The sequence below is a fragment of the Streptomyces sp. T12 genome (assembly GCF_028736035.1).
Taxonomy (GTDB): Bacteria; Actinomycetota; Actinomycetes; order Streptomycetales; family Streptomycetaceae; genus Streptomyces.
Genome location: NZ_CP117866.1, coordinates 7,054,535 through 7,072,760 on the forward strand (window position 1 = coordinate 7,054,535; position 18,226 = coordinate 7,072,760).

At 71.0% G+C, this 18,226-nt stretch carries 18 protein-coding genes and 1 pseudogene; 12 read left to right on the top strand and 7 right to left on the bottom strand.

The features are described 5' to 3' along the window. Positions 1-142: 142 nt before the first annotated feature. The gene (locus tag PBV52_RS31960; RefSeq protein ID WP_274243124.1) at positions 143-748 is read left to right on the top strand and encodes a MarC family protein; all 606 of its coding nucleotides are present in this window, start codon (positions 143-145) and stop codon (positions 746-748) included. Positions 749-827: 79 nt separating this feature from the next. On the opposite strand, the gene PBV52_RS31965 is transcribed toward PBV52_RS31960, so the two are convergent. After that, positions 828-980 (bottom strand): hypothetical protein, encoded by a 153-nt coding sequence (locus PBV52_RS31965; protein WP_093906763.1) that lies wholly within the window; start codon positions 978-980, stop codon positions 828-830. A gap of 221 nt (positions 981-1,201) precedes the next feature. Between PBV52_RS31965 and PBV52_RS31970 the strand changes: the two genes are divergently transcribed. Then, complete coding sequence (locus PBV52_RS31970) at positions 1,202-2,095, top strand: NYN domain-containing protein (RefSeq protein ID WP_274243125.1); 894 nt, start codon at positions 1,202-1,204, stop codon at positions 2,093-2,095. 86 nt (positions 2,096-2,181) lie between these two features. Here the strand turns inward: PBV52_RS31970 and PBV52_RS31975 are convergent, their stop codons facing one another. Together PBV52_RS31975 and PBV52_RS31980 are read right to left on the bottom strand one after the other, a co-directional pair. Further along, positions 2,182-3,072 (bottom strand): alpha/beta fold hydrolase, encoded by an 891-nt coding sequence (locus PBV52_RS31975; protein ID WP_274243126.1) that lies wholly within the window; start codon positions 3,070-3,072, stop codon positions 2,182-2,184. Between the two features lie 101 nt (positions 3,073-3,173). Beyond that, positions 3,174-5,777 (bottom strand): DEAD/DEAH box helicase, encoded by a 2,604-nt coding sequence (locus PBV52_RS31980; protein WP_274249735.1) that lies wholly within the window; start codon positions 5,775-5,777, stop codon positions 3,174-3,176. A gap of 481 nt (positions 5,778-6,258) precedes the next feature. On the opposite strand from PBV52_RS31980, the gene PBV52_RS31985 reads away from it, so the two are divergent. Continuing rightward, the gene (locus tag PBV52_RS31985) at positions 6,259-7,014 is read left to right on the top strand and encodes a ferritin-like fold-containing protein (RefSeq protein ID WP_373921934.1); all 756 of its coding nucleotides are present in this window, start codon (positions 6,259-6,261) and stop codon (positions 7,012-7,014) included. Then, positions 6,972-7,155 (top strand): annotated as a pseudogene (locus PBV52_RS51860) (hypothetical protein); the annotation flags it as partial. The gene PBV52_RS31985 and the pseudogene PBV52_RS51860, both read left to right, overlap by 43 nt. A gap of 46 nt (positions 7,156-7,201) precedes the next feature. Here PBV52_RS51860 and PBV52_RS31990 read toward each other — a convergent pair. The 4 genes from PBV52_RS31990 to PBV52_RS32005 form a co-directional block, all read right to left on the bottom strand. Next, positions 7,202-7,471 carry a hypothetical protein gene (locus PBV52_RS31990; RefSeq protein ID WP_274243128.1) on the bottom strand — a complete coding sequence of 90 codons (270 nt, stop codon included), beginning with the start codon at positions 7,469-7,471 and terminating at the stop codon, positions 7,202-7,204. Between the two features lie 233 nt (positions 7,472-7,704). After that, entirely contained in the window at positions 7,705-7,932 is a 228-nt protein-coding gene (locus PBV52_RS31995) for a DUF3107 domain-containing protein (protein ID WP_086604288.1), read from the bottom strand. A gap of 151 nt (positions 7,933-8,083) precedes the next feature. Next, positions 8,084-8,725: a TetR/AcrR family transcriptional regulator gene (locus PBV52_RS32000; protein ID WP_274243132.1), complete on the bottom strand. Its 642-nt coding sequence runs from the start codon at positions 8,723-8,725 to the stop codon at positions 8,084-8,086. 296 nt (positions 8,726-9,021) lie between these two features. Continuing rightward, on the bottom strand, positions 9,022-9,246 hold the full coding sequence (locus tag PBV52_RS32005; RefSeq protein ID WP_274243133.1) for a hypothetical protein: 225 nt from the start codon (positions 9,244-9,246) through the stop codon (positions 9,022-9,024). Between the two features lie 290 nt (positions 9,247-9,536). Here PBV52_RS32005 and PBV52_RS32010 point away from each other — a divergent pair, with 290 nt between their 5' ends. The 8 genes from PBV52_RS32010 to PBV52_RS32040 all read left to right on the top strand — a co-directional run bounded on the left by PBV52_RS32010 (position 9,537) and on the right by PBV52_RS32040 (position 18,136). Then, positions 9,537-10,655: an alpha/beta fold hydrolase gene (locus PBV52_RS32010; RefSeq protein ID WP_274243135.1), complete on the top strand. Its 1,119-nt coding sequence runs from the start codon at positions 9,537-9,539 to the stop codon at positions 10,653-10,655. 132 nt (positions 10,656-10,787) lie between these two features. Continuing rightward, complete coding sequence (locus PBV52_RS32015) at positions 10,788-10,937, top strand: hypothetical protein (RefSeq protein WP_274243136.1); 150 nt, start codon at positions 10,788-10,790, stop codon at positions 10,935-10,937. A 71-nt stretch (positions 10,938-11,008) separates the two neighbouring features. Further along, the gene (locus PBV52_RS32020) at positions 11,009-12,418 is read left to right on the top strand and encodes a DUF3152 domain-containing protein (RefSeq protein WP_274243137.1); all 1,410 of its coding nucleotides are present in this window, start codon (positions 11,009-11,011) and stop codon (positions 12,416-12,418) included. A 56-nt stretch (positions 12,419-12,474) separates the two neighbouring features. Beyond that, positions 12,475-12,567 (top strand): Ms4533A family Cys-rich leader peptide, encoded by a 93-nt coding sequence (locus tag PBV52_RS51865; protein ID WP_341846150.1) that lies wholly within the window; start codon positions 12,475-12,477, stop codon positions 12,565-12,567. A gap of 237 nt (positions 12,568-12,804) precedes the next feature. Beyond that, positions 12,805-14,523, top strand: coding sequence for an ABC transporter substrate-binding protein (locus PBV52_RS32025; RefSeq protein ID WP_274243139.1), 1,719 nt, complete (start codon positions 12,805-12,807; stop codon positions 14,521-14,523). 4 nt (positions 14,524-14,527) lie between these two features. Continuing rightward, positions 14,528-15,514: an ABC transporter permease gene (locus PBV52_RS32030; protein ID WP_274243140.1), complete on the top strand. Its 987-nt coding sequence runs from the start codon at positions 14,528-14,530 to the stop codon at positions 15,512-15,514. Between the two features lie 25 nt (positions 15,515-15,539). Further along, on the top strand, positions 15,540-16,538 hold the full coding sequence (locus tag PBV52_RS32035) for an ABC transporter permease (RefSeq protein ID WP_274243142.1): 999 nt from the start codon (positions 15,540-15,542) through the stop codon (positions 16,536-16,538). After that, a complete protein-coding gene (locus tag PBV52_RS32040) occupies positions 16,535-18,136 on the top strand; it encodes an ABC transporter ATP-binding protein (protein ID WP_274243145.1) in 1,602 nt (533 codons plus the stop codon). The genes PBV52_RS32035 and PBV52_RS32040 overlap by 4 nt, the downstream gene beginning before the upstream one ends. The last annotated feature ends 90 nt before the right edge of the window (positions 18,137-18,226 follow it).

An 18,226-nucleotide genomic window follows, 5' to 3' on the forward strand; every position in this document is an offset into this window, starting at 1 on the left:
TTTCTGAGGCACCCGGCGCTGTCGGCCGTGCCCACCCGTTCCGCCCTGCGGAACGACTGCCCACAGCGGCAGCGGCACAGCGGCTGTAGCCCGGTGCCGCCTGCCCACCGCGCGTTCACTCACCTCGCAAGGCCCTCCACTCATGTTCGACCTCGCCGTCTTCGGCTCCCTCTTCCTGACCCTCTTCGTCATCATGGATCCCCCCGGGATCACCCCGATCTTCCTCGCGCTCACCGCCGGTCGTCCGGCCAAGGTGCAGAAGCGGATGGCCTTCCAGGCCGTCTGTGTGGCGGGCGGTGTGATCGCGGTGTTCGGGCTCCTCGGCCACCAGATCCTCAACTACCTGCACGTCTCCGTGCCCGCGCTGATGATCGCGGGCGGGCTGCTGCTCCTGCTGATCGCGCTCGACCTGCTCACCGGCAAGACCGACGAGCCGAAGCAGACCAAGGACGTCAACGTCGCCCTCGTACCGCTGGGCATGCCGCTGCTGGCGGGGCCGGGTGCGATCGTGTCGGTCATCCTCGCCGTGCAGAAGGCCGACAGCGCCGCCATGCAGGTGTCGGTGTGGACGGCGATCCTCGCCATCCATGTCGTGCTGTGGCTCGTGATGCGGTACTCGCTGCTGATCATCCGGGTCATCAAGGACGGCGGCGTGGTCCTGGTGACGCGGCTCGCGGGCATGATGCTGTCGGCGATCGCGGTGCAGCAGATCATCAACGGCGTCACGCAGGTGATCCAGGTCGCCTGAGCGGTAAGCACGCGCGAAGCCCCCGTACGGCATCCGTGCCGTACGGGGGCTTCGAAGCTTCTGCGGTGATCCGCGTCTGTTATGAGGCCGTGGTCTCGGCCGGTCGGATCCACAGCCGCTGTCCGATCGCGGCAGCCTGCTGAACGATCCGGTTGACGGAGGCGGCGTCCACGACGGTGCTGTCCACGGGTGTGCCGTCGACCTCGTCGAGTCGCATGATTTCGAAGCGCATGGCTTCTCCCTTCGTCTGGTCATCCTCCTGAGGAGAACTACTGAGGTACGTCTTGGTTGGTTACACACGTATGCAACGGGCTGCGTGTTACAAACATTCCCTACGCTAAAGAAATTTTTCGAACGGCTAACTACTGACCGGTAAGTGGTTGCTGAGGGATCAAGGCGGGACTGACCGGGACCGGTTGTGTTCGCAGCGTGACCGCCGGGACAATGGAGACGATGAACGACGACCTCGCGGCGCTCGCCGCCCGCATCGACCGCACCAACGAGCTGCTGCAACGCATGCTCGCCGAGGTGGCGAAGACGCCCTCGACCCACGCGATCTTCGTCGACGCGGGCTATCTGTACGCGGCCGCGGGACGGCTGGTCGCCGGGACGGAGGACCGCCGGGCCTTCGATCTGGACGCCGAGGGGCTGATCGAGGCGCTCATCGACCGGGCGCGCACCATCTTCGCGGACAGCAGGCTGCTGCGGGTCTACTGGTACGACGGCGCGCGGCGCCGTATCCACACGGCGGAGCAGCAGTCGATCGCCGAGCTCCCCGATGTGAAGGTGCGGCTGGGAAACCTCAACGCCAACAACCAGCAAAAGGGCGTCGACTCACTGATCAGGACCGACCTGGAGTCCCTGGCCAGACACCGCGCCATCAGCGACGCGGCCCTGCTCGGCGGGGACGAGGACCTGGTGTCGGCGGTCGAGGCGGCGCAGGGGTACGGGGCGCGGGTGCACCTGTGGGGCATCGAGGCGCCGGAAGGCCGCAACCAGGCCGAGCCCCTGCTCTGGGAGGTCGACAGTCAGCGCACCTTCGACCTCGACTTCTTCAAGCCGTACGTCTCCCGGCGCACGGCCGCCGCGTACGAGGCGGCGGGGGCCCGGCCGACGCGGGAGGACGTCCGGTTCGTCGGCGCGCAGATCGTGGCGAAGTGGCTCGCGGCGCGCGGGCGGGAGTCGCTGGTGGAGCTGCTGCCCGGGCATCCGTATCTGCCCGGGTCGGTGGACCAGGACCTGCTGGTGGAGGCGGAGGGGCTGCTGCAGTACTCGCTGCGCGGGCAGGCGGACCTGCGGCGGGCACTGCGGGACGGGTTCTGGGAGCACTTGCAGGCGCAGTACTAGCTGCGCTGCCGGTGCCGGGCGTCAGCGCTGTCGAGCGCTGTCGAGCGCTGACGAACGCCGTCAAGCGCTGTCGAGTGCCGTCGGTACTAGGTGTCGGTCCTGTCGACGGTGTCCCAGAAGTCGGCGACGGCCTGGGCGGTGCGCAGGGGCTGGTCGGCGTTGGGGGAGTGCTCGGCGCCGGGGATGATCGTCCGGCGGGCGTTCAGCCGTGCGGCCATGTCGTCCAGGACCGGGACCGGCCACGTGTCGTCGCTGGCGCCCGACAGGACGTGGAACGGGAGCGGTACGGCGGCCAGTTCGTCGACACGGTCCGGTTCCGTGCACAACTGACGTCCCGTCGCGAGGAGTTGCGCGGGCTTCGTGCCGAGCCAACGGCGGCGCAGCAGCTCCTGGCCACCGATGCCGCGCGCCGGCCCGCCGACCTCCTCGGGCGGCCCCATGGCGCGGATGGCCTCCCAGGTCTCGGCCATGGTCATCACCGCGAGCGCGTCCCGCAGCAGCTTCACGCGCTGCTGCTGGGAGTCGGAGATCTGCGCGGGGCCCGACGCCATGAGGGTGAGTGAGCGGAACGGGGCGTGGTCGAGGAGGACGGCCGCGCGCGCGATCTGGCCGCCGAGGGAGTGGCCGAAGAGGTGGAGGGGGCTCTCGAGGGTGCCCCCCAGGGCTGCCGCCTGAGCGAGGACGTCCAGAGCCAACTCGCCCTGCGTGTACGCGGATTCGTCCTGCTCGGGGCCGTCCGACTCGTGCTGCCCGCGACCGTCGACGGCGACCGTACGGTAGCCGCGCGCCGCGAGCGGCTCGTGCATGAGCGTGAAGTCCTCCTTGCTGCCGGTGAATCCGGGGAGCAGCAGGGCCAGACCTCGGGGCTCGACACCGGGGGCGGCGGGGGAGTCGACGACGGCGAAGGTCCCGCGGGGGGTGTGCAGGGGGTAGGCGCGGGCGTTCGGGGGCGGCGTGAAGGCGGGTTGGGTGGTCACGGGGGGAGGGTAGCCGGTGCGCCGCCAGACCCCCACCCGCGGCCCGGGAACGCCGACGGCCCGGCCCCGCGCGAGGCGGGACCGGGCCGTCGTACGGGAGATCAGCTCTCCGCGGGCTCCGTGGCGGCCGTGGCCTTACGGGTACGGCGCACCTTGGGCTTCACCTCGGCCGTGCCGTCGACGGCCTCCACGGTCGCCGCGGCCTTGCGGGTACGGCGACGGGGCGCGGGCGCCTCCGTGGCCGTCGGCTCCTGCGTGGCCTGGGCCGGGATGCCGGCCGCGGGGGCGGCGGTGGCCTCGGTCGCGGACGCCGCGGTCTTGCGGGTGCGGCGCGCCTTGGGCTTGGCCTCGGTGGCCTCGGCCGTGTCGACAGCCGCCTCCGGCTTCGCGACGGTCGCGGCGGCCTTGCGCGTACGGCGCGGCTTGGCCTCAGCGGCCTCGGCCGTGTCGACCGCGGCTTCGGCTGCGGCCGTTGCCTTGCGGGTGCGGCGCGGCTTGGCCTCGGCGGCCTCGGGCTCCGCGACGGTCGCGGCGGCCTTGCGTGTACGGCGCGGCTTGGCCTCCGTGCCCTCGGCCGTGTCCACGGCGGCTTCGGCCGGGGCCGCGGCCTTGCGCGTACGGCGCGTCTTGGGCTTGGCCTCCACGGCCTCGGCCGTGTCGACGGCGGCCTCTGCGGCGGCGGTCGCCTTGCGGGTGCGCCGCGGCTTGGCCTCGGCGGCCTCCGGCTCCTGGGCCGTCTGGGCCGGGATGTCGGCGGCCTGGGTGGCGGACGCCGCGGTCTTGCGGGTGCGGCGCGCCTTCGGCGTGGCCTCGGTGGCCTCGACGGTGTCGACGGCGGTCTCGGCAGCGGCCGTTGCCTTACGGGTCCGGCGGCGCGGCTTGGACTCCGTCGCCTCCGGGGTCTCCTGTGCGGCCTCGGGGGTGCCCTCGGCCGTGTCGACCACGGCTTCGGCGGCAGCCGTTGCCTTGCGGGTGCGGCGGCGCGGCTTGGCGGCGGGAGCCTCCTCGGGCTCGGACGCCTGCACGGCCTCCGCCGGCTCCGCAACCTTCGCGGGCTCCGAGACCGTCGTGGCCTCCGCCTCCGGCGTCGGCAGCGCCTCGGCCGAAGTCGCCGTCGGCTCCGCCGACTTGCGCGTCCGGCGGCGGCGCGGCTTCGCCGGGGCCTCCTCGGCGGCGTCCAGGGACGGGCCCTCTGCCGTAGTGACAGCTGCCTCCGCGGCGTCCGCGGAAGTGGCCGTCACGGCTGCGGTCGGCTCCGCTGACGCCCCGCTGCGAGTGCGGCGACGGCGGCGCGGGGTGCGAGGTGCGGTGACGGAGTCCGCCGTAGTGGCCTCGACGGTCTCCTCCGGCGTCGCGGGACCGTTGGCGGGCGTCGGCGCCCCCTCCAGCGGGGTTCCGTTACGGGTACGGCGGCGGCGACGCGGCGTACGCGCCGGGCGCTCGCGCTCCGGCGAGGACGAGCGGGACTCGTCCCGGCCGCCACGGCCACCGCGACCGCGCGCACCGCGTCCGCCGGTCTCGCCGAGGTCCTCCAGCTCCTCCGCCGCCAGCCCGGCGCGCGTGCGCTCCGCGCGGGGCAGGACGCCCTTGGTGCCGGCGGGGATCTTCAGTTCCTCGAAGAGGTGCGGGGACGTGGAGTACGTCTCCGGCGGGTCGTTGAACTTCAGCTCCAGCGCCTTGTTGATGAGCTGCCAGCGCGGGATGTCGTCCCAGTCGACGAGGGTGATCGCCGTACCCGTGTTGCCCGCGCGGCCCGTACGGCCGATGCGGTGCAGGTACGTCTTCTCCTCTTCCGGCGACTGGTAGTTGATGACGTGAGTGACACCCTCGACGTCGATGCCGCGGGCGGCGACGTCGGTGCAGACGAGGACGTCCACCTTGCCGTTGCGGAAGGCGCGCAGCGCCTGCTCGCGGGCGCCCTGGCCGAGGTCGCCGTGGACCGCGCCGGATGCGAAGCCGCGCTGCTGGAGCTGGTCGGCGAGGTCGGCCGCCGTGCGCTTGGTGCGGCAGAAGACCATGGCCAGTCCTCGGCCGTCGGCCTGCAGTATGCGCGCGACCATCTCCGGCTTGTCCATGTTGTGCGCGCGGTAGACGTGCTGCGCGATGTTCGCGACCGTCACGCCCTCGTCGTCCGGCGCGGTGGCGCGGATGTGGGTGGGCTGCGACATGTAGCGGCGCGCGAGGCCGATGACCGCGCCCGGCATGGTCGCCGAGAACAGCATGGTCTGGCGTCGCGCCGGCAGCATGTTGATGATCTTCTCGACGTCGGGCAGGAAGCCCAGGTCGAGCATCTCGTCGGCCTCGTCGAGGACGAGCGCCTTGATGTGCTTGAGGTTGAGCTTCTTCTGGCCCGCGAGGTCCAGCAGTCGGCCCGGGGTGCCGACGATGACGTCGACGCCCTTCTTGAGGGCCTCGACCTGGGGCTCGTAGGCCCGGCCGCCGTAGATGGCGAGGACGCGGACGTTACGCACCTTGCCCGCGGTCAGCAGGTCGTTGGTGACCTGCGTGCACAGCTCGCGCGTGGGGACGACGACGAGCGCCTGCGGGGCGTCGGTGAGGGCCTCGGGCTTGGCGCGACCGGCCTCCACGTCGGCGGGGACGGTGACGCGCTCCAGGAGCGGGAGACCGAAGCCCAGCGTCTTGCCGGTGCCGGTCTTGGCCTGGCCGATGACGTCCGTGCCCGAGAGGGCGACGGGGAGGGTCATCTCCTGGATGGGGAAGGGGTTGACGATGCCGACGGCCTCAAGGGCCTCGGCGGTCTCGGGAAGGATTCCGAGCTCTCGGAAAGTCGTAGTCAGGGTGCTGCCTCTTCTGTGTACGCGGTGCGAGGCGAGCGCGGGGGTCTTGACGGACCGTGCCGGGGACGTCGGCTGCCATACGGTCAGGCCGTTAGGCACGGGACCACTGCCGACGCTCTAGCGCTCGTACCGCTGAGGGTGTCCCTCCGGTCGTCGTACGCATAGTGCCGTACGGCCGGGGAGGGCTGTCGGGTCGGAGCCGATCGGGCCACCGACCGGGCATCCTCATAACGTGCGGCCCGTCGAGATACGTCTGAGTACTCAGCGGGCGCATTACCACCATACCCCGGAAACGCGCACATGCGATGGCCGAATTGGTCACGTAGTCGGCGTCACAGTCATTGACCAGGGACTTCCCCGACGCGGTGAGCGGGCTATTGTGCGCTTCATGACGACGCCTGACAACACGCCTGACGCCTCTGACACCGCTGACTCGACCGTCGAACACACCGGGGTCGCCGCCCAGGACTGGGCGCAGGCCTCCGCCGATCCGCAGTACCGGGCCGCTGTCGTGGACCTGCTCGGCGCGCTGGCCTACGGGGAGCTGGCGGCGTTCGAGCGGCTGGCGGAGGACGCCAAGCTGGCGCCGACGCTGGCGGACAAGGCGGAGCTGGCGAAGATGGCGTCGGCGGAGTTTCACCACTACGAGAAGCTGCGGGACCGGCTCACCGAGATCGGGGCCGAGCCGACCGAGGCGATGGAGCCGTTCGTCGCCGCGCTGGACGGGTTCCACAAGCAGACGGCGCCTTCGGACTGGCTGGAGGGGCTCGTCAAGGCGTATGTCGGTGACTCGATCGCCAGTGACTTCTACCGCGAGGTCGCCGCTCGGCTCGACTCGGACTCGCGGGGGCTGGTGTTGGCCGTGCTCGACGACACCGGGCATGCGTCGTTCGCCGTCGAGAAGGTGCGGGCCGCGATCGATGCCGATCCGCGTGTGGGTGGGCGGCTTGCGTTGTGGGCGCGGCGGTTGATGGGGGAGGCGCTGTCGCAGTCGCAGCGGGTGGTTGCCGATCGGGACGCGCTGTCGACGATGCTCGTGGGTGGCGTCGCGGACGGGTTCGATCTCGCGGAGGTCGGCAGGATGTTCTCGCGGATTACTGAGGCGCACACGAAGCGGATGGCTGCGCTGGGGTTGGCTGCGTAGGTTTTTCGCCCCCGCCGCCCCTACCCGTCCCGTCCCCCAGGGGCGCTGCCCCTTCGACCCCGGTCCCTGGGGGCCTGCGGCCCCCAGACCCCCGCTTCGGCCCTGAACGGGCCTCGTCCTCAAACGCCGGACGGGCTGAGATGCGCGTGCCGGCGTCAGTTCTCCGGCGGCCGGTCGTTCTCTGAACTCACGCGGTCGCCGAGTGGCGGTGGAGTCTTCCCGCGGGGCGTACCAGCAGGGAGAGAGAGGCGGCGGAGACCGCTGCCGCGCCGATGAGGATCAGGAAGAGGTTGCCGAAGCCCAGCGCGGTGTGCGTGATGAAGGCGCCGAAGAGGGCACCGGCGACACCCGTCGGCAGGACCAGGGAACGCGCGGGCAGGCGGTGCGGCAGGCGGTGGGCGGCCGCCCATGCCAGGGCCAGGCCGAGGATCGCGGAGCTGAGCGCTTCCAAGAGCATGTTGGGGTCCCTCCCACATGGCCGGCCTGCTCGAAACGGTCGTAGCCCGTCATACCCGTGACCTGCGGAATGCAATCCTCCTCTGTGATCGACCTGTGCTCCATCTGTGGAGGAAGTCCATGGGGGCGGATCGGGGTGGACGGGGGGATGGGGAGGAAAAAGGGGAGGGGCCCGGCGACGACTGTTGGTTGCCGCCGGGCCCCTCCCCTTTACGCCTGTCTGTCGGCGTCTTCCTACAGCGCGCCGAAGCCCACCTTGCGCGGGGCCGGCTCACCGAGCTCCACGTACGCGAGGCGGTCGGCCGGGACCAGGACCTTGCGGCCGTGCTCGTCCACGAGGGTCAGCAGCGCCGACTTCCCGGCCAGCGCCTCGGACACGGCCCGCTCGACCTCCTCGGCACTCTGACCGCTCTCCAGAACGATCTCGCGGGGCGCGTGCTGCACGCCGATCTTGACCTCCACGGCTATGTCCCTCCGACGGTCAGTGAAGTGCGCGACCTTCCGCGCCGTACCCAGCACACATTAGCCCGGTGAGGGGACGTACACGCTCCGCCCGAGAACGCCAGGAGCGAACAGCGGACGGGAACAAACGCCCCGCACACGCGCGTGCGCGTCAGTGGTGCTCCGTGCCGTGCAGCGGGAAGCCCGCGATGCCGCGCCACGCCAGGGACGTCAGCAGCTGCACCGCCTGGTCGCGCGGAACGCTGCGGTCGCTGTGCAGCCAGGAGCGGGCCACGACCTGGGCGAGGCCGCCGAGGCCGGAGGCGAGCAGCATGGATTCCGCGCGCGAGAGGCCGGTGTCCTCGGCGATGACGTCGCAGATCGCCTCGGCGCACTCGGTCGTGACCTTGTCGACGCGCTCGCGCACGGCCGGCTCGTTCGTCAGGTCCGACTCGAAGACCAGGCGGAAGGCGCCGCCGTCGTCCTCGACGTACGCGAAGTACGCGTCCATCGTCGCCCGTACGCGCTGCTTGTTGTCGGTCGTCGACGCCAGCGCGTTCCGTACGGCCTGGATCAGCGACTCGCAGTGCTGGTCCAGCAGTGCGAGATAGAGGTCGAGCTTGCCCGGGAAGTGCTGGTAGAGCACCGGCTTGCTGACGCCGGCGCGCTCGGCGATGTCGTCCATCGCGGCAGCGTGGTAACCCTGCGCGACGAAGACTTCCTGGGCGGCGCCCAGAAGCTGGTTCCGTCGGGCACGGCGCGGCAGGCGAGTGCCCCGCGGGCGTGCCGCCTCTGTCTGCTCGATGGCTGTCACGCCGCCTCCCAATGTCGTCCACATGCGGTGTGCGCCGCGCCGCCATCGTACTTTTCGGTAACCCTGCTGTGCGCGGTGCGAGCGCAGAATTTCACGGACCGGACGGTGGCGAAAGTCGTGCAGAAGGTTTGAAACCGGGCCGGAACGGGCAACAAATGTCCTCATTCCTGCTCAGCGGCGCTCTTCTTACGCGCTCTTTCGCGCCCGGCTGCACCTTCGCCGGCTGCACTTTCCTTCGCGGTGCACCTTCGTTCGCGCTCAGCGGGCGCCTTCGGGGCGGCTGCCGTCGCCGGTGGTCACCGATAGTCGTCCTCGTCGATGGAGACGACACGTGCCTGTTCGGCCAGATCGGCCTCGTTGGCCCGGTCCTGGTTCGCGCCGGTCAGTGGGTCGTCGCGGTCGGGCCGGACGTCGGCGTGCTGCTCGGCCGCGTCGGCCGCCGGGGCCTCGACGTCGAACTCCTGGACTTCCTCGGTGTCGTCGTTCACGAACGTCTCGGGGTCGGTGGGATCGACGGCCATGGCGGGCTCCCTTCCTAGAACGTCCCCGTGGGGGGCACGGCGTCCCTGTGTGAATCAGGGGTCCATATACGGGTGCCCTGCGTATGAGCCTAGGAGACACAGGTTCTGGACGCTATGCGATCTGTGGCGGATCTGCGGGCAATTCGGGCGGGCATTTCGGGCGGATGGTTCGGGCGGGCTGCGGGCGGGCTTCGGGCCCGGCCGGGCGCGGGCATGCGGCTGCCATGTACGTGTCGACTTGTGACGGCGAACACATGAACCACGGCGTGATCGTCTCGTAACATTGCCGCATGTCTTCGACCGAACTCCCGTCCGCGCCGGCGACCGCCAATGTGCTGCCCAAGGTGGCGACCGTCAGGGTCGCGGAGGGAGAGCGGCTTCGATCGGTCGGGCTGCCGGGGATCACGCTGACAGTGCGTTCGAGGCCGCCCGCGGGCGAGGGTCTGCCGCCCGCGCTGTACGTCCACGGGCTCGGCGGTTCCTCGCAGAACTGGTCGGCGCTGATGGAGCAGCTCGAGGGCGACCTCGACTGCGAGGCCGTCGACCTGCCGGGCTTCGGCGACTCACCGCCGCCGGACGACGGCGACTACTCGATCACCGCGCACGCACGCGCGGTGATTCGCTATCTCGACTCCTCCGGCCGCGGCCCCGTACACCTCTTCGGTAACTCGCTCGGCGGTGCGGTCACCACGCGCGTCGCAGCGGTCCGTCCCGACCTGGTCCGTACGCTCACTCTCGTGTCGCCTGCGCTGCCGGAAGTCCGCGTCCAGCGCACGGCCGTGCCCACGGCACTGCTCGCCGTGCCCGGAGTGACCGCGCTCTTCACCCGGCTCACCAAGGGCTGGACGGCGGAGCAGCGGGTCCGTGGCGTGATGCACCTGTGCTACGGCGACCCGGAGCGGGTGACGCCGGAAGGGTTCCGCAACGCCGTCGAGGAGATGGAGCGGCGGCTGCAACTGCCGTACTTCTGGGACGCGATGACGCGTTCCGCGCGCGGGCTGGTCAACGCCTACACGCTGGGCGGCCAGCACGCGCTGTGGCGCCAGGCCGAGCGGGTGCTGGCACCGACGCTGCTCATCTACGGCGGCCGGGACCAGCTCGTGGGCTACCGCATGTGCCGGCGGGCCGGGCGCGCCTTCCGCGACTCCCGCCTGCTGAGCCTGCCGGAGGCCGGGCACGTGGCGATGATGGAGTACCCGGAGGCGGTCGCCCGGGCGTTCCGCGAACTCCTCGCGGAGGCGGGGGAGTCGGCGGCCGTCGGGGGTGTCGGGCGCGGTGAGGGTGCGACGGGGGCCGTGCGTCGGGGTGCGGGCGAGGCGGAGGGTGCCCACCGTGGCGCGGATGCCGTCGGGGGCAGGGCCGCCGCCGCGGGCGAAGATGAGGCCGTGACCGAGAACGCGGGGAGCTGAGGCGCGACGTGGGACGCCACAGCCGCCGCGGGTCTGCCGCCAAACGCGACACCGCGGACACAACTGCACGACAGGGCTCTCGGGGAGCGCAACCGGAGACGGGCGCGACCCAGCGGGGGCCGTCCGCGCCAGGTGCGGGAGCCGGCAGGGTCCCCGCTGCCCGGCCGGGTGCGGCTCCGGGCGCGGGCCAGGGCGGTTGGCCGCAGGGCGGTGGTCCTGGCGGTGCCGGTGGTCCTGGCGGTGCCCGTGGAGCTGGCGGTCCTGGCGGTCCTGGTTCTCTAGGGGGGCCTGGTGGTCCTGGTGGCCCTGGCGGTCGCAGAGTGCCCGGTCCGCCGCCCGCCGCTCGGCAGGGGATGCCGACGGGTGGGGCGCCGGCCTATGGAGGGCGGAGATTCCCGGACGGCACGCCCGCGCAGGGGATTCCGAGGCTGCCCGATGGCACGCCGGCGCATGGTTTTCCGAGGCTGCCCGATGGCACCCCCGCGCACGGCTTCCAGCGGCTGCCCGACGGCACCCCCGCCCACGGCGTTCCTCGCCTGCCGGACGGCACCCCCGCCCACGGCGTCCCCCGCTTCGCGGACGGCACCCCGGCCCGCGGCGGGCATCCCGAGCAGCGTGAACCGGGTGGTGGCTGGGGCGAGTTGAGGGGGCGCCCCGGGGTTGCGTACGGGGCTGCTGCGGCGGCCGGTGCTCCGCCGGTGACCGGTGCTCCCCTGCCGCGGCCCCGGCGGGCATCGTCGGCCGAGGGGCCCCGGCAGGACTATCTCGACGCCTTCGGCGGGGACGCCTTCGACGGGGATGTCGACGTCTTCGCGCCCCGTACGTCCGAGGCCGCGCACGCCGCCGACCCGTACGCCTCCGTCACCGACTGGGACACCGAGGCAGGGGCCCGTATCGGCGTCGCGAACGACACCGACGCCGACCTCGACGACGACGCCCCGCCGACCGGCGAGCCCGTGTCGGCGAAGGGTGCCAAGGGCCGGGCCTTCACCGGCATCGCGGCCGCCGCCGTCGTCACCGTGCTGGCCGTGGTCGTCGCCGGTCAGGTCACGAAGGGGCGGGAGGACAGCGACGTACAGTCGCAGTCCGCCGCCGATCAGGCGCGGGACGCCCGTGACTCGGCCTCGCGCGGGGACGGGCGGCCGGCGCCGAGCGAGGCGCCGCTGACGTACGAGCAGAAGATCGGCGCGAGGTACGCGCTCAGCGCCGAGCTCAAGGGCTCGGGGAAGTTCGTCGCGGTCCCGGGGATCGACAAGGCGCCCGGCGCGGGGCAGAAGTTCACCTATCGCGTGGATGTGGAGCAGGGGCTCGGGCTCGACGGTGAACTCTTCGCGCAGGCCGTGCAGAAGACGCTCAACGACGACCGCAGCTGGGCCCACAACGGCGCCCGCACCTTCGAGCGCATCTACTCCGGCAAGCCCGACTTCGTGATCACGCTGGCCAGCCCCGGTACGACGGCCGACTGGTGCGCCAAGTCAGGCCTGGACACCACCGTCGACAACGTGTCGTGCGACTCCCTCGCCACCGAGCGCGTGATGATCAACGCGTACAGATGGGCGCAGGGGTCGGAGACGTACGGTGATCGGATCCACGCGTACCGGCAGATGCTGATCAATCACGAGGTCGGCCACCGGCTCGGCAACAACCACGTCACCTGCGACAAGGACGGCGACCTCGCCCCGGTCATGCAGCAGCAGACCAAGTTCCTCGACCACAACGGGATCCACTGCCGGGCCAACCCCTGGCCGTATCCCGGGAGTTGACGGGTGACTCACGAGTCACATTGACATGTGCAGCGAGTTCGTACATATTTCTGCACATGTCGACCCGTCACGCCTCCTCTCGCGCAGCCATCGAGCTGGCGCTCATCGGTGTGACCGCTCTGTGCGTGGCCGACATCCACTGTCGCTGACGCCCGCCTTTTCGGCGTTCGCGTCGCGATCTTTTCCCCCTCCTGTGAGTCGCTGACGGGCTTCCCGGCCCGCGGCTCGTTCAAGGACCTCCGACGACTCGGCGCCGGGGCAGACGTCTACTCCTCCCCGTCTCACTCCTCGTCAAACCGTCTCGCTATTCGAGAATGGGTGATTCTCCACCCGTCGACGCGAGATCGGCCAAGTGCGAGAGCAATCAATCCGAGAGGTCGTCTCCGATGCGTCAACCGTCCGTCATAGCGCGCCGCGTGGCCGCGGCATCCGTCAGCCTGGTCGTGGCAGCGGGCGCCGCCGCCTGCGGGCCTGAGGACAACGATGCCAAGGCTGCCGGCGGCGACTCCACGCCTCACAAGGGCGGCACGCTCACGGTCCTGAACTCCAACCCGCAGGAGGACTTCGACCCCGCCCGTCTGTACACCTCCGGCGGCGGCAACGTCCCCTCCCTCGTCTTCCGCACGCTCACCACCCGCAACCGCGAGAACGGCGAGGCCGGCGCCGAGGTCGTCCCCGATCTGGCCACCGACACCGGGCGCCCCAACAAGGACGCGACGGTGTGGACGTACACCCTCAAGGAGGGCCTCAAGTACGAGGACGGCACCAAGATCACCTCGGCCGACATCAAGTACGGCATCGAGCGCTCCTTCGCGCCGGAACTGTCCGGCGGCGCCCCCTACTTGCGGGACTGGCTGGTCGGCGCCGCCGACTACCAGGGGCCGTACAAGGACAAGAAGGGCCTCTCGGCGATCGAGACGCCGGACGAGCGGACCATCGTCTTCCATCTGAACAAGCCCGAGGGTGAGTTCCCGTACCTGGCTACGCAGACGCAGTTCACGCCCGTGCCGAAGAGCAAGGACACGGGCACGAAGTACGAGGAGCACCCGGTCTCCTCCGGACCGTACAAGGTCGTCGAGAACGAGAACGACGGTGAGCGGCTCGTCCTGGAGCGCAACACCTACTGGTCCGCCGCGACGGACGCCGAGCGCAAGGCCTACCCCGACAAGGTCGACGTACGGTCCGGGCTCGACTCGTCCGTGATCAACCAGCGGCTGTCCTCGTCCCAGGGTGCGGACGCGGCCGCGGTCACCACGGACACCAACCTCGGCCCGGCCGAGCTGGCCAAGGTGACCGGCGACAAGGACCTTGCTTCTCGCGTCGGTACCGGACACTTCGGCTACACCAACTACATCGCGTTCAACCCGACGATCAAGCCGTTCGACAACGTCAAGGTGCGACAGGCGATCTCGTACGCCATCGACCGGTCGTCCGTGGTCAACGCCGCGGGTGGTTCCGCGCTGGCCGAGCCCGCCACCACCTTCCTGCCGAACCAGAAGTCCTTCGGCTACGAGCCGTACGACCTGTTCCCGGCCGGCAAGGCGGGCAACGCCGCCAAGGCCAAGGAGCTGCTGGCTCAGGCCGGTTACAAGAGCGGGCTCACCGTCACCCTGACCCACTCCAACGCCAAGGACTTCGAGACCAGCCCCGAGATCGCGACCGCGATCCAGGACGCGCTGAAGAAGGCCGGCATCACGGTCAAGCTGCAGGGGCTGGAGGAGAACGACTACTCCGACAAGATCCACAACGTGAAGACCGAGCCCGGCTTCTTCCTTGCCCACTGGGGTGCCGACTGGCCCTCCGGAGGTCCCTTCCTCGCCCCGATCTTCGACGGCCGGCAGATCGTCAAGGACGGCGCGAACTTCAACACGGGCCTGCTCGATGACAAGTCGGTCAATGCCGAGATTGACGCGATCAACAAGTTGACCGATCTTGACGCCGCCGCCGAGCGGTGGGGTGCACTGGACAAGAAGATCGGTGAGCAGGCGCTGACCGTGCCGCTGTTCCACCCGGTCTACAAGCGGCTGTACGGCAAGGACATCAAGAACGTCGTGATCAGTGACTGGACCGGTGTTCTGGACATCTCCCAGGCCGCGGTGAAGTAGCGCCGTGAGTGAGGCAGTTCTCGCCGTCGAGGCTCCCGGGGTGTCTGCTCCGGGGGCCTCGGGGGCTCGTCAGTTCTGGCGGCGGCTGCGGACGCAGCGCGCCGCCCTGGTCGCGGCGGTCGTCGTCGCGCTGCTCGTCCTGGTCGCGCTCGCCGCACCGCTGCTCACCGCGATCGAGGGCCAGGACCCGACCACGTACCACCCGTCCCTGGTGGACTCCGCGCGCGGGGGCGTACCCATCGGGTCGTTCGGCGGAGTCAGCGCCGAGCACTGGCTCGGCGTCGAACCGCAGACCGGCCGGGACCTGTTCGCGCGGCTGGTGTACGGCGCCCGGGTCTCCCTCGGCGTCGCGGTGGCCGCGACCGTCGTCCAGGTCGCCATCGGCGTCGTGGTGGGCGTCGCGGCCGCGCTGGGCAGCCGCTGGGTCGATCAGCTGCTGAGCCGCTTCACCGACGTCATCGTGGCGATGCCGTTGATGATCATGGCGTTGGCGCTGCTCGCGATCGTGCCGTCGAGTTTCCCGCGGCCCGTGCTGGTCGCCCTCGTGATCGGGCTGATCGCATGGGGCAGCCTCGCGAAGATCGTGCGCGCCCAGACGCTCACCCTCAAGGGGCTCGACTACGTCGCCGCCGCCCGGCTCAGCGGCTGGCGCACCTGGCGGATCGCCGTCCGCGAGCTGCTCCCGGGACTCGCGGCGCCGGTCATCACGTACGCCGCGCTCCTGATCCCGCAGAACATCACCGTCGAGGCCGCCCTGTCCTTCCTGGGCGTCGGCGTGAAGCCGCCGACGCCGTCCTGGGGACAGATGCTCACCGCCGCCGACGTCTGGTACCAGGCCGCTCCGCAGTACCTGCTGCTGCCCGCCGGCGCGCTCTTCGTGACCGTCCTCGCGCTGACCGTCCTCGGCGACGGTGTGCGCACGGCGCTCGACCCGCGCGCGGCGTCCCGGCTGCGCGTCGGCACCGGCCGCAAGAGGGAGGCCAAGGCATGAGGGCCATGGGAGAGGGGGCCAAGGCATGAGCGGCTTCGGTGGATTCGCGCTGCGCCGGACCGTCGGTGCCGTCGTCACCCTGTTCGCCATCTCGGTGATCGTCTACGTCGTCTTCTACGTCACCCCCGGCAACGTCGCCCAGATCACCTGCGGCCCGCGCTGCTCACCCGCCCAGGTGCAGCAGGTCGCCGAGCAACTGCATCTGAACGACCCGCTGTACACGCGCTACTGGCACTTCCTGCAAGGCCTCGTCGCCGGCCAGGACTACTCGACGGGCACCTCGGTGCAGCACTGCCCGGCACCCTGCCTCGGGCTGTCGTACCAGAGTGACCAGCAGGTCACCGCGCTGATCCTGGCGAAGCTGCCGGTGAGCCTGTCGCTGGTGTTCGGCGCCATGGTGCTGTGGCTGATCCTCGGCGTCGGCACCGGTGTCCTGTCCGCCTGGCGACGCGGCCGGCTCACCGAGCGGCTGCTGACCGGCGTCACGCTCGCCGGCGTGGCCACGCCGGTCTTCGTCATCGGGCTCGTCCTGATGATCGTCGTCTGCGGGCAGCTTCAACTGCTGCCGTTCCCGCAGTACGTCGCCTTCACCGACGATCCCGAACAGTGGGCGTGGAACCTGCTGCTGCCCTGGCTCTCGCTCGCCCTGATCGAGGCCGCCGCCTTCGCCCGGCTGACCCGGGCGGCGATGCTGGAGACGCTGGCCGAGGACCACATCCGCACCTTCCGGGCCTACGGCGTCGGCGAGCGGTCGGTCATCGGACGGCACGCGCTGCGCGGGGCACTCGCGCCGGTCATCGCGCTCAACGCCAACAACTTCGGCAGCGCGGTCGGCGGCGCGGTGCTCACCGAGACGCTCTTCGGACTGCCCGGCATCGGGCAGGAACTGGTCCACGCCGTGAACGTGGTCGACCTTCCGGTCGTCGTCGGCATGGTCCTGGTCATCGGATTCTTCGTGGTCGTCGCCAACGCGGTCGCGGACGTGCTGTACGCGGTGGCCGATCGACGGGTGGTGCTGGCATGAGCCTGGTGAACGTCACGGACCTGACGGTCGAGTTCGGGTCCCTGCACGCGGTCGACGGCCTCACCTTCCGCCTGGAGCAGGGCGCCGCCCTCGCCCTGGTCGGCGAGTCCGGCTCCGGCAAGTCCACGGTCGCCTCGGCCTTGCTCGGGCTGCACCGCGGCACGGGCGCGCGGGTCGGCGGCTCGATCGAGGTCGCGGGCGTCGACGTACAGGTGGCGTCCGACGACGAACTGCGGCGGCTGCGCGGCGGGAAGGCCGCCATGGTCTTCCAGGACCCGCTGTCGTCCCTGGACCCCTACTACGCGATCGGCGACCAGATCGCCGAGGTGTACCGCGTGCACACGCGTGCCTCGCGACGGGTGGCACGCGCGCGTGCCGTGGAGGTGCTGGACCGGGTCGGCATTCCGGACGCGGTACGGCGATCCCGTGCGCGCCCGCACGAGTTCAGCGGCGGCATGCGCCAACGCGCCCTCATCGCCATGGCGCTGGCCTGCGCACCCGACCTGCTGATCGCCGACGAGCCGACGACCGCGCTCGACGTGACCGTCCAGGCCCAGATCCTCGACCTCCTGCACACGCTCCGCGAGGAGACGGGCATGGGGCTCCTTCTCGTCACGCATGACGTCGGAGTCGCCGCGGAGAGCGTCGACGAGGTGCTGGTGATGCGGCACGGCCGGGCGGTGGAACACGGGCCGGTCTCCGCCGTACTGGGATCGCCCGTGCAGCCGTACACGCGCGAACTGCTCGGCGCGGTCCCGCGCGTGGATGCGGCGCGCGGCGATTCCGACGTTCCCGAGAGGCAGGCCGAGGTCGTCCTGGCGGCGACCGGCCTCCGGCGTGAGTTCGGGCGTGGGAAGCGGGCGTTCACGGCGGTGGACGACGTGTCGCTGACGATCCACCGCGGCGAGACCCTCGGGATCGTGGGGGAGAGCGGCAGCGGCAAGACCACCCTCGGGCGCATGCTGGTCGGCCTCCTGGAACCGACGGCGGGCGAGGTCCGTTACGACGGCCACGCGCGCGTGGGCGTGAATCCCGCAGTACAGATGGTCTTCCAGGACCCGGTCTCCTCCCTCAACCCCCGCCGCAGCGTGGGCGAATCGATAGCCGACCCGCTCCGCGCGCGTGGCGAGGGCGATGAGGGGCGCATCCGGGGGCGTGTGCGGGAACTGCTGGAGCGCGTGGGGCTCGAAGCGGCGCACTACGACCGCTATCCGCACGAGTTCAGCGGCGGCCAGCGCCAGCGCGTGGGCATCGCCCGGGCGCTCGCGGCCGACCCGCGCGTCATCGTCTGCGACGAGCCCGTCTCCGCACTCGACGTGACCACGCAGGCCCAGGTGGTCGCCCTGCTCGGCGAGTTGCAGCGCGAACTCGGACTCGCCCTCGTCTTCGTCGCGCACGACCTCGCCGTCGTACGCCAGGTCAGCGACCGGGTCGCGGTGATGCGGCGCGGGCGGATCGTCGAGGAAGGCCCCGCCGACGAGGTGTACGACAGCCCGCAGGACCCGTACACCAAGCAGCTCCTGGCCGCCGTACCGGCACTCGATCCGCGGATCGCGGCCCAGCGGCGGGCAGCACGACGGGAGTTGGCCGTGGTGTGACCCTCCCGGTGGCCCGGGTGGCCTCGGTGGCCCCGGTCGTTCAGGTGTGACGATCCGTGCGCGTTTGATCTCTTAGCGCGACGGAACGCG

What these genes read in the sequence shown, in the direction of transcription:
- PBV52_RS51865 (WP_341846150.1), top strand. Translation starts at nt 12,475, where the DNA reads ATGTCGACCCGTCACGCCTCCTCTCGCGCAGCCATCGAGCTGGCGCTC.
- PBV52_RS32035 (WP_274243142.1), top strand. Translation starts at nt 15,540, where the DNA reads ATGAGCGGCTTCGGTGGATTCGCGCTGCGCCGGACCGTCGGTGCCGTC.
- PBV52_RS32020 (WP_274243137.1), top strand. Translation starts at nt 11,009, where the DNA reads ATGCCGACGGGTGGGGCGCCGGCCTATGGAGGGCGGAGATTCCCGGAC.
- PBV52_RS32010 (WP_274243135.1), top strand. Translation starts at nt 9,537, where the DNA reads ATGTCTTCGACCGAACTCCCGTCCGCGCCGGCGACCGCCAATGTGCTG.
- PBV52_RS31965 (WP_093906763.1), bottom strand. Translation starts at nt 980, where the DNA reads ATGCGCTTCGAAATCATGCGACTCGACGAGGTCGACGGCACACCCGTG.
- PBV52_RS31985 (WP_373921934.1), top strand. Translation starts at nt 6,259, where the DNA reads ATGACGACGCCTGACAACACGCCTGACGCCTCTGACACCGCTGACTCG.
- PBV52_RS31960 (WP_274243124.1), top strand. Translation starts at nt 143, where the DNA reads ATGTTCGACCTCGCCGTCTTCGGCTCCCTCTTCCTGACCCTCTTCGTC.
- PBV52_RS32025 (WP_274243139.1), top strand. Translation starts at nt 12,805, where the DNA reads ATGCGTCAACCGTCCGTCATAGCGCGCCGCGTGGCCGCGGCATCCGTC.
- PBV52_RS31980 (WP_274249735.1), bottom strand. Translation starts at nt 5,777, where the DNA reads ATGACCCTCCCCGTCGCCCTCTCGGGCACGGACGTCATCGGCCAGGCC.
- PBV52_RS32005 (WP_274243133.1), bottom strand. Translation starts at nt 9,246, where the DNA reads ATGGCCGTCGATCCCACCGACCCCGAGACGTTCGTGAACGACGACACC.
- PBV52_RS32040 (WP_274243145.1), top strand. Translation starts at nt 16,535, where the DNA reads ATGAGCCTGGTGAACGTCACGGACCTGACGGTCGAGTTCGGGTCCCTG.
- PBV52_RS31990 (WP_274243128.1), bottom strand. Translation starts at nt 7,471, where the DNA reads ATGCTCTTGGAAGCGCTCAGCTCCGCGATCCTCGGCCTGGCCCTGGCA.
- PBV52_RS31970 (WP_274243125.1), top strand. Translation starts at nt 1,202, where the DNA reads ATGAACGACGACCTCGCGGCGCTCGCCGCCCGCATCGACCGCACCAAC.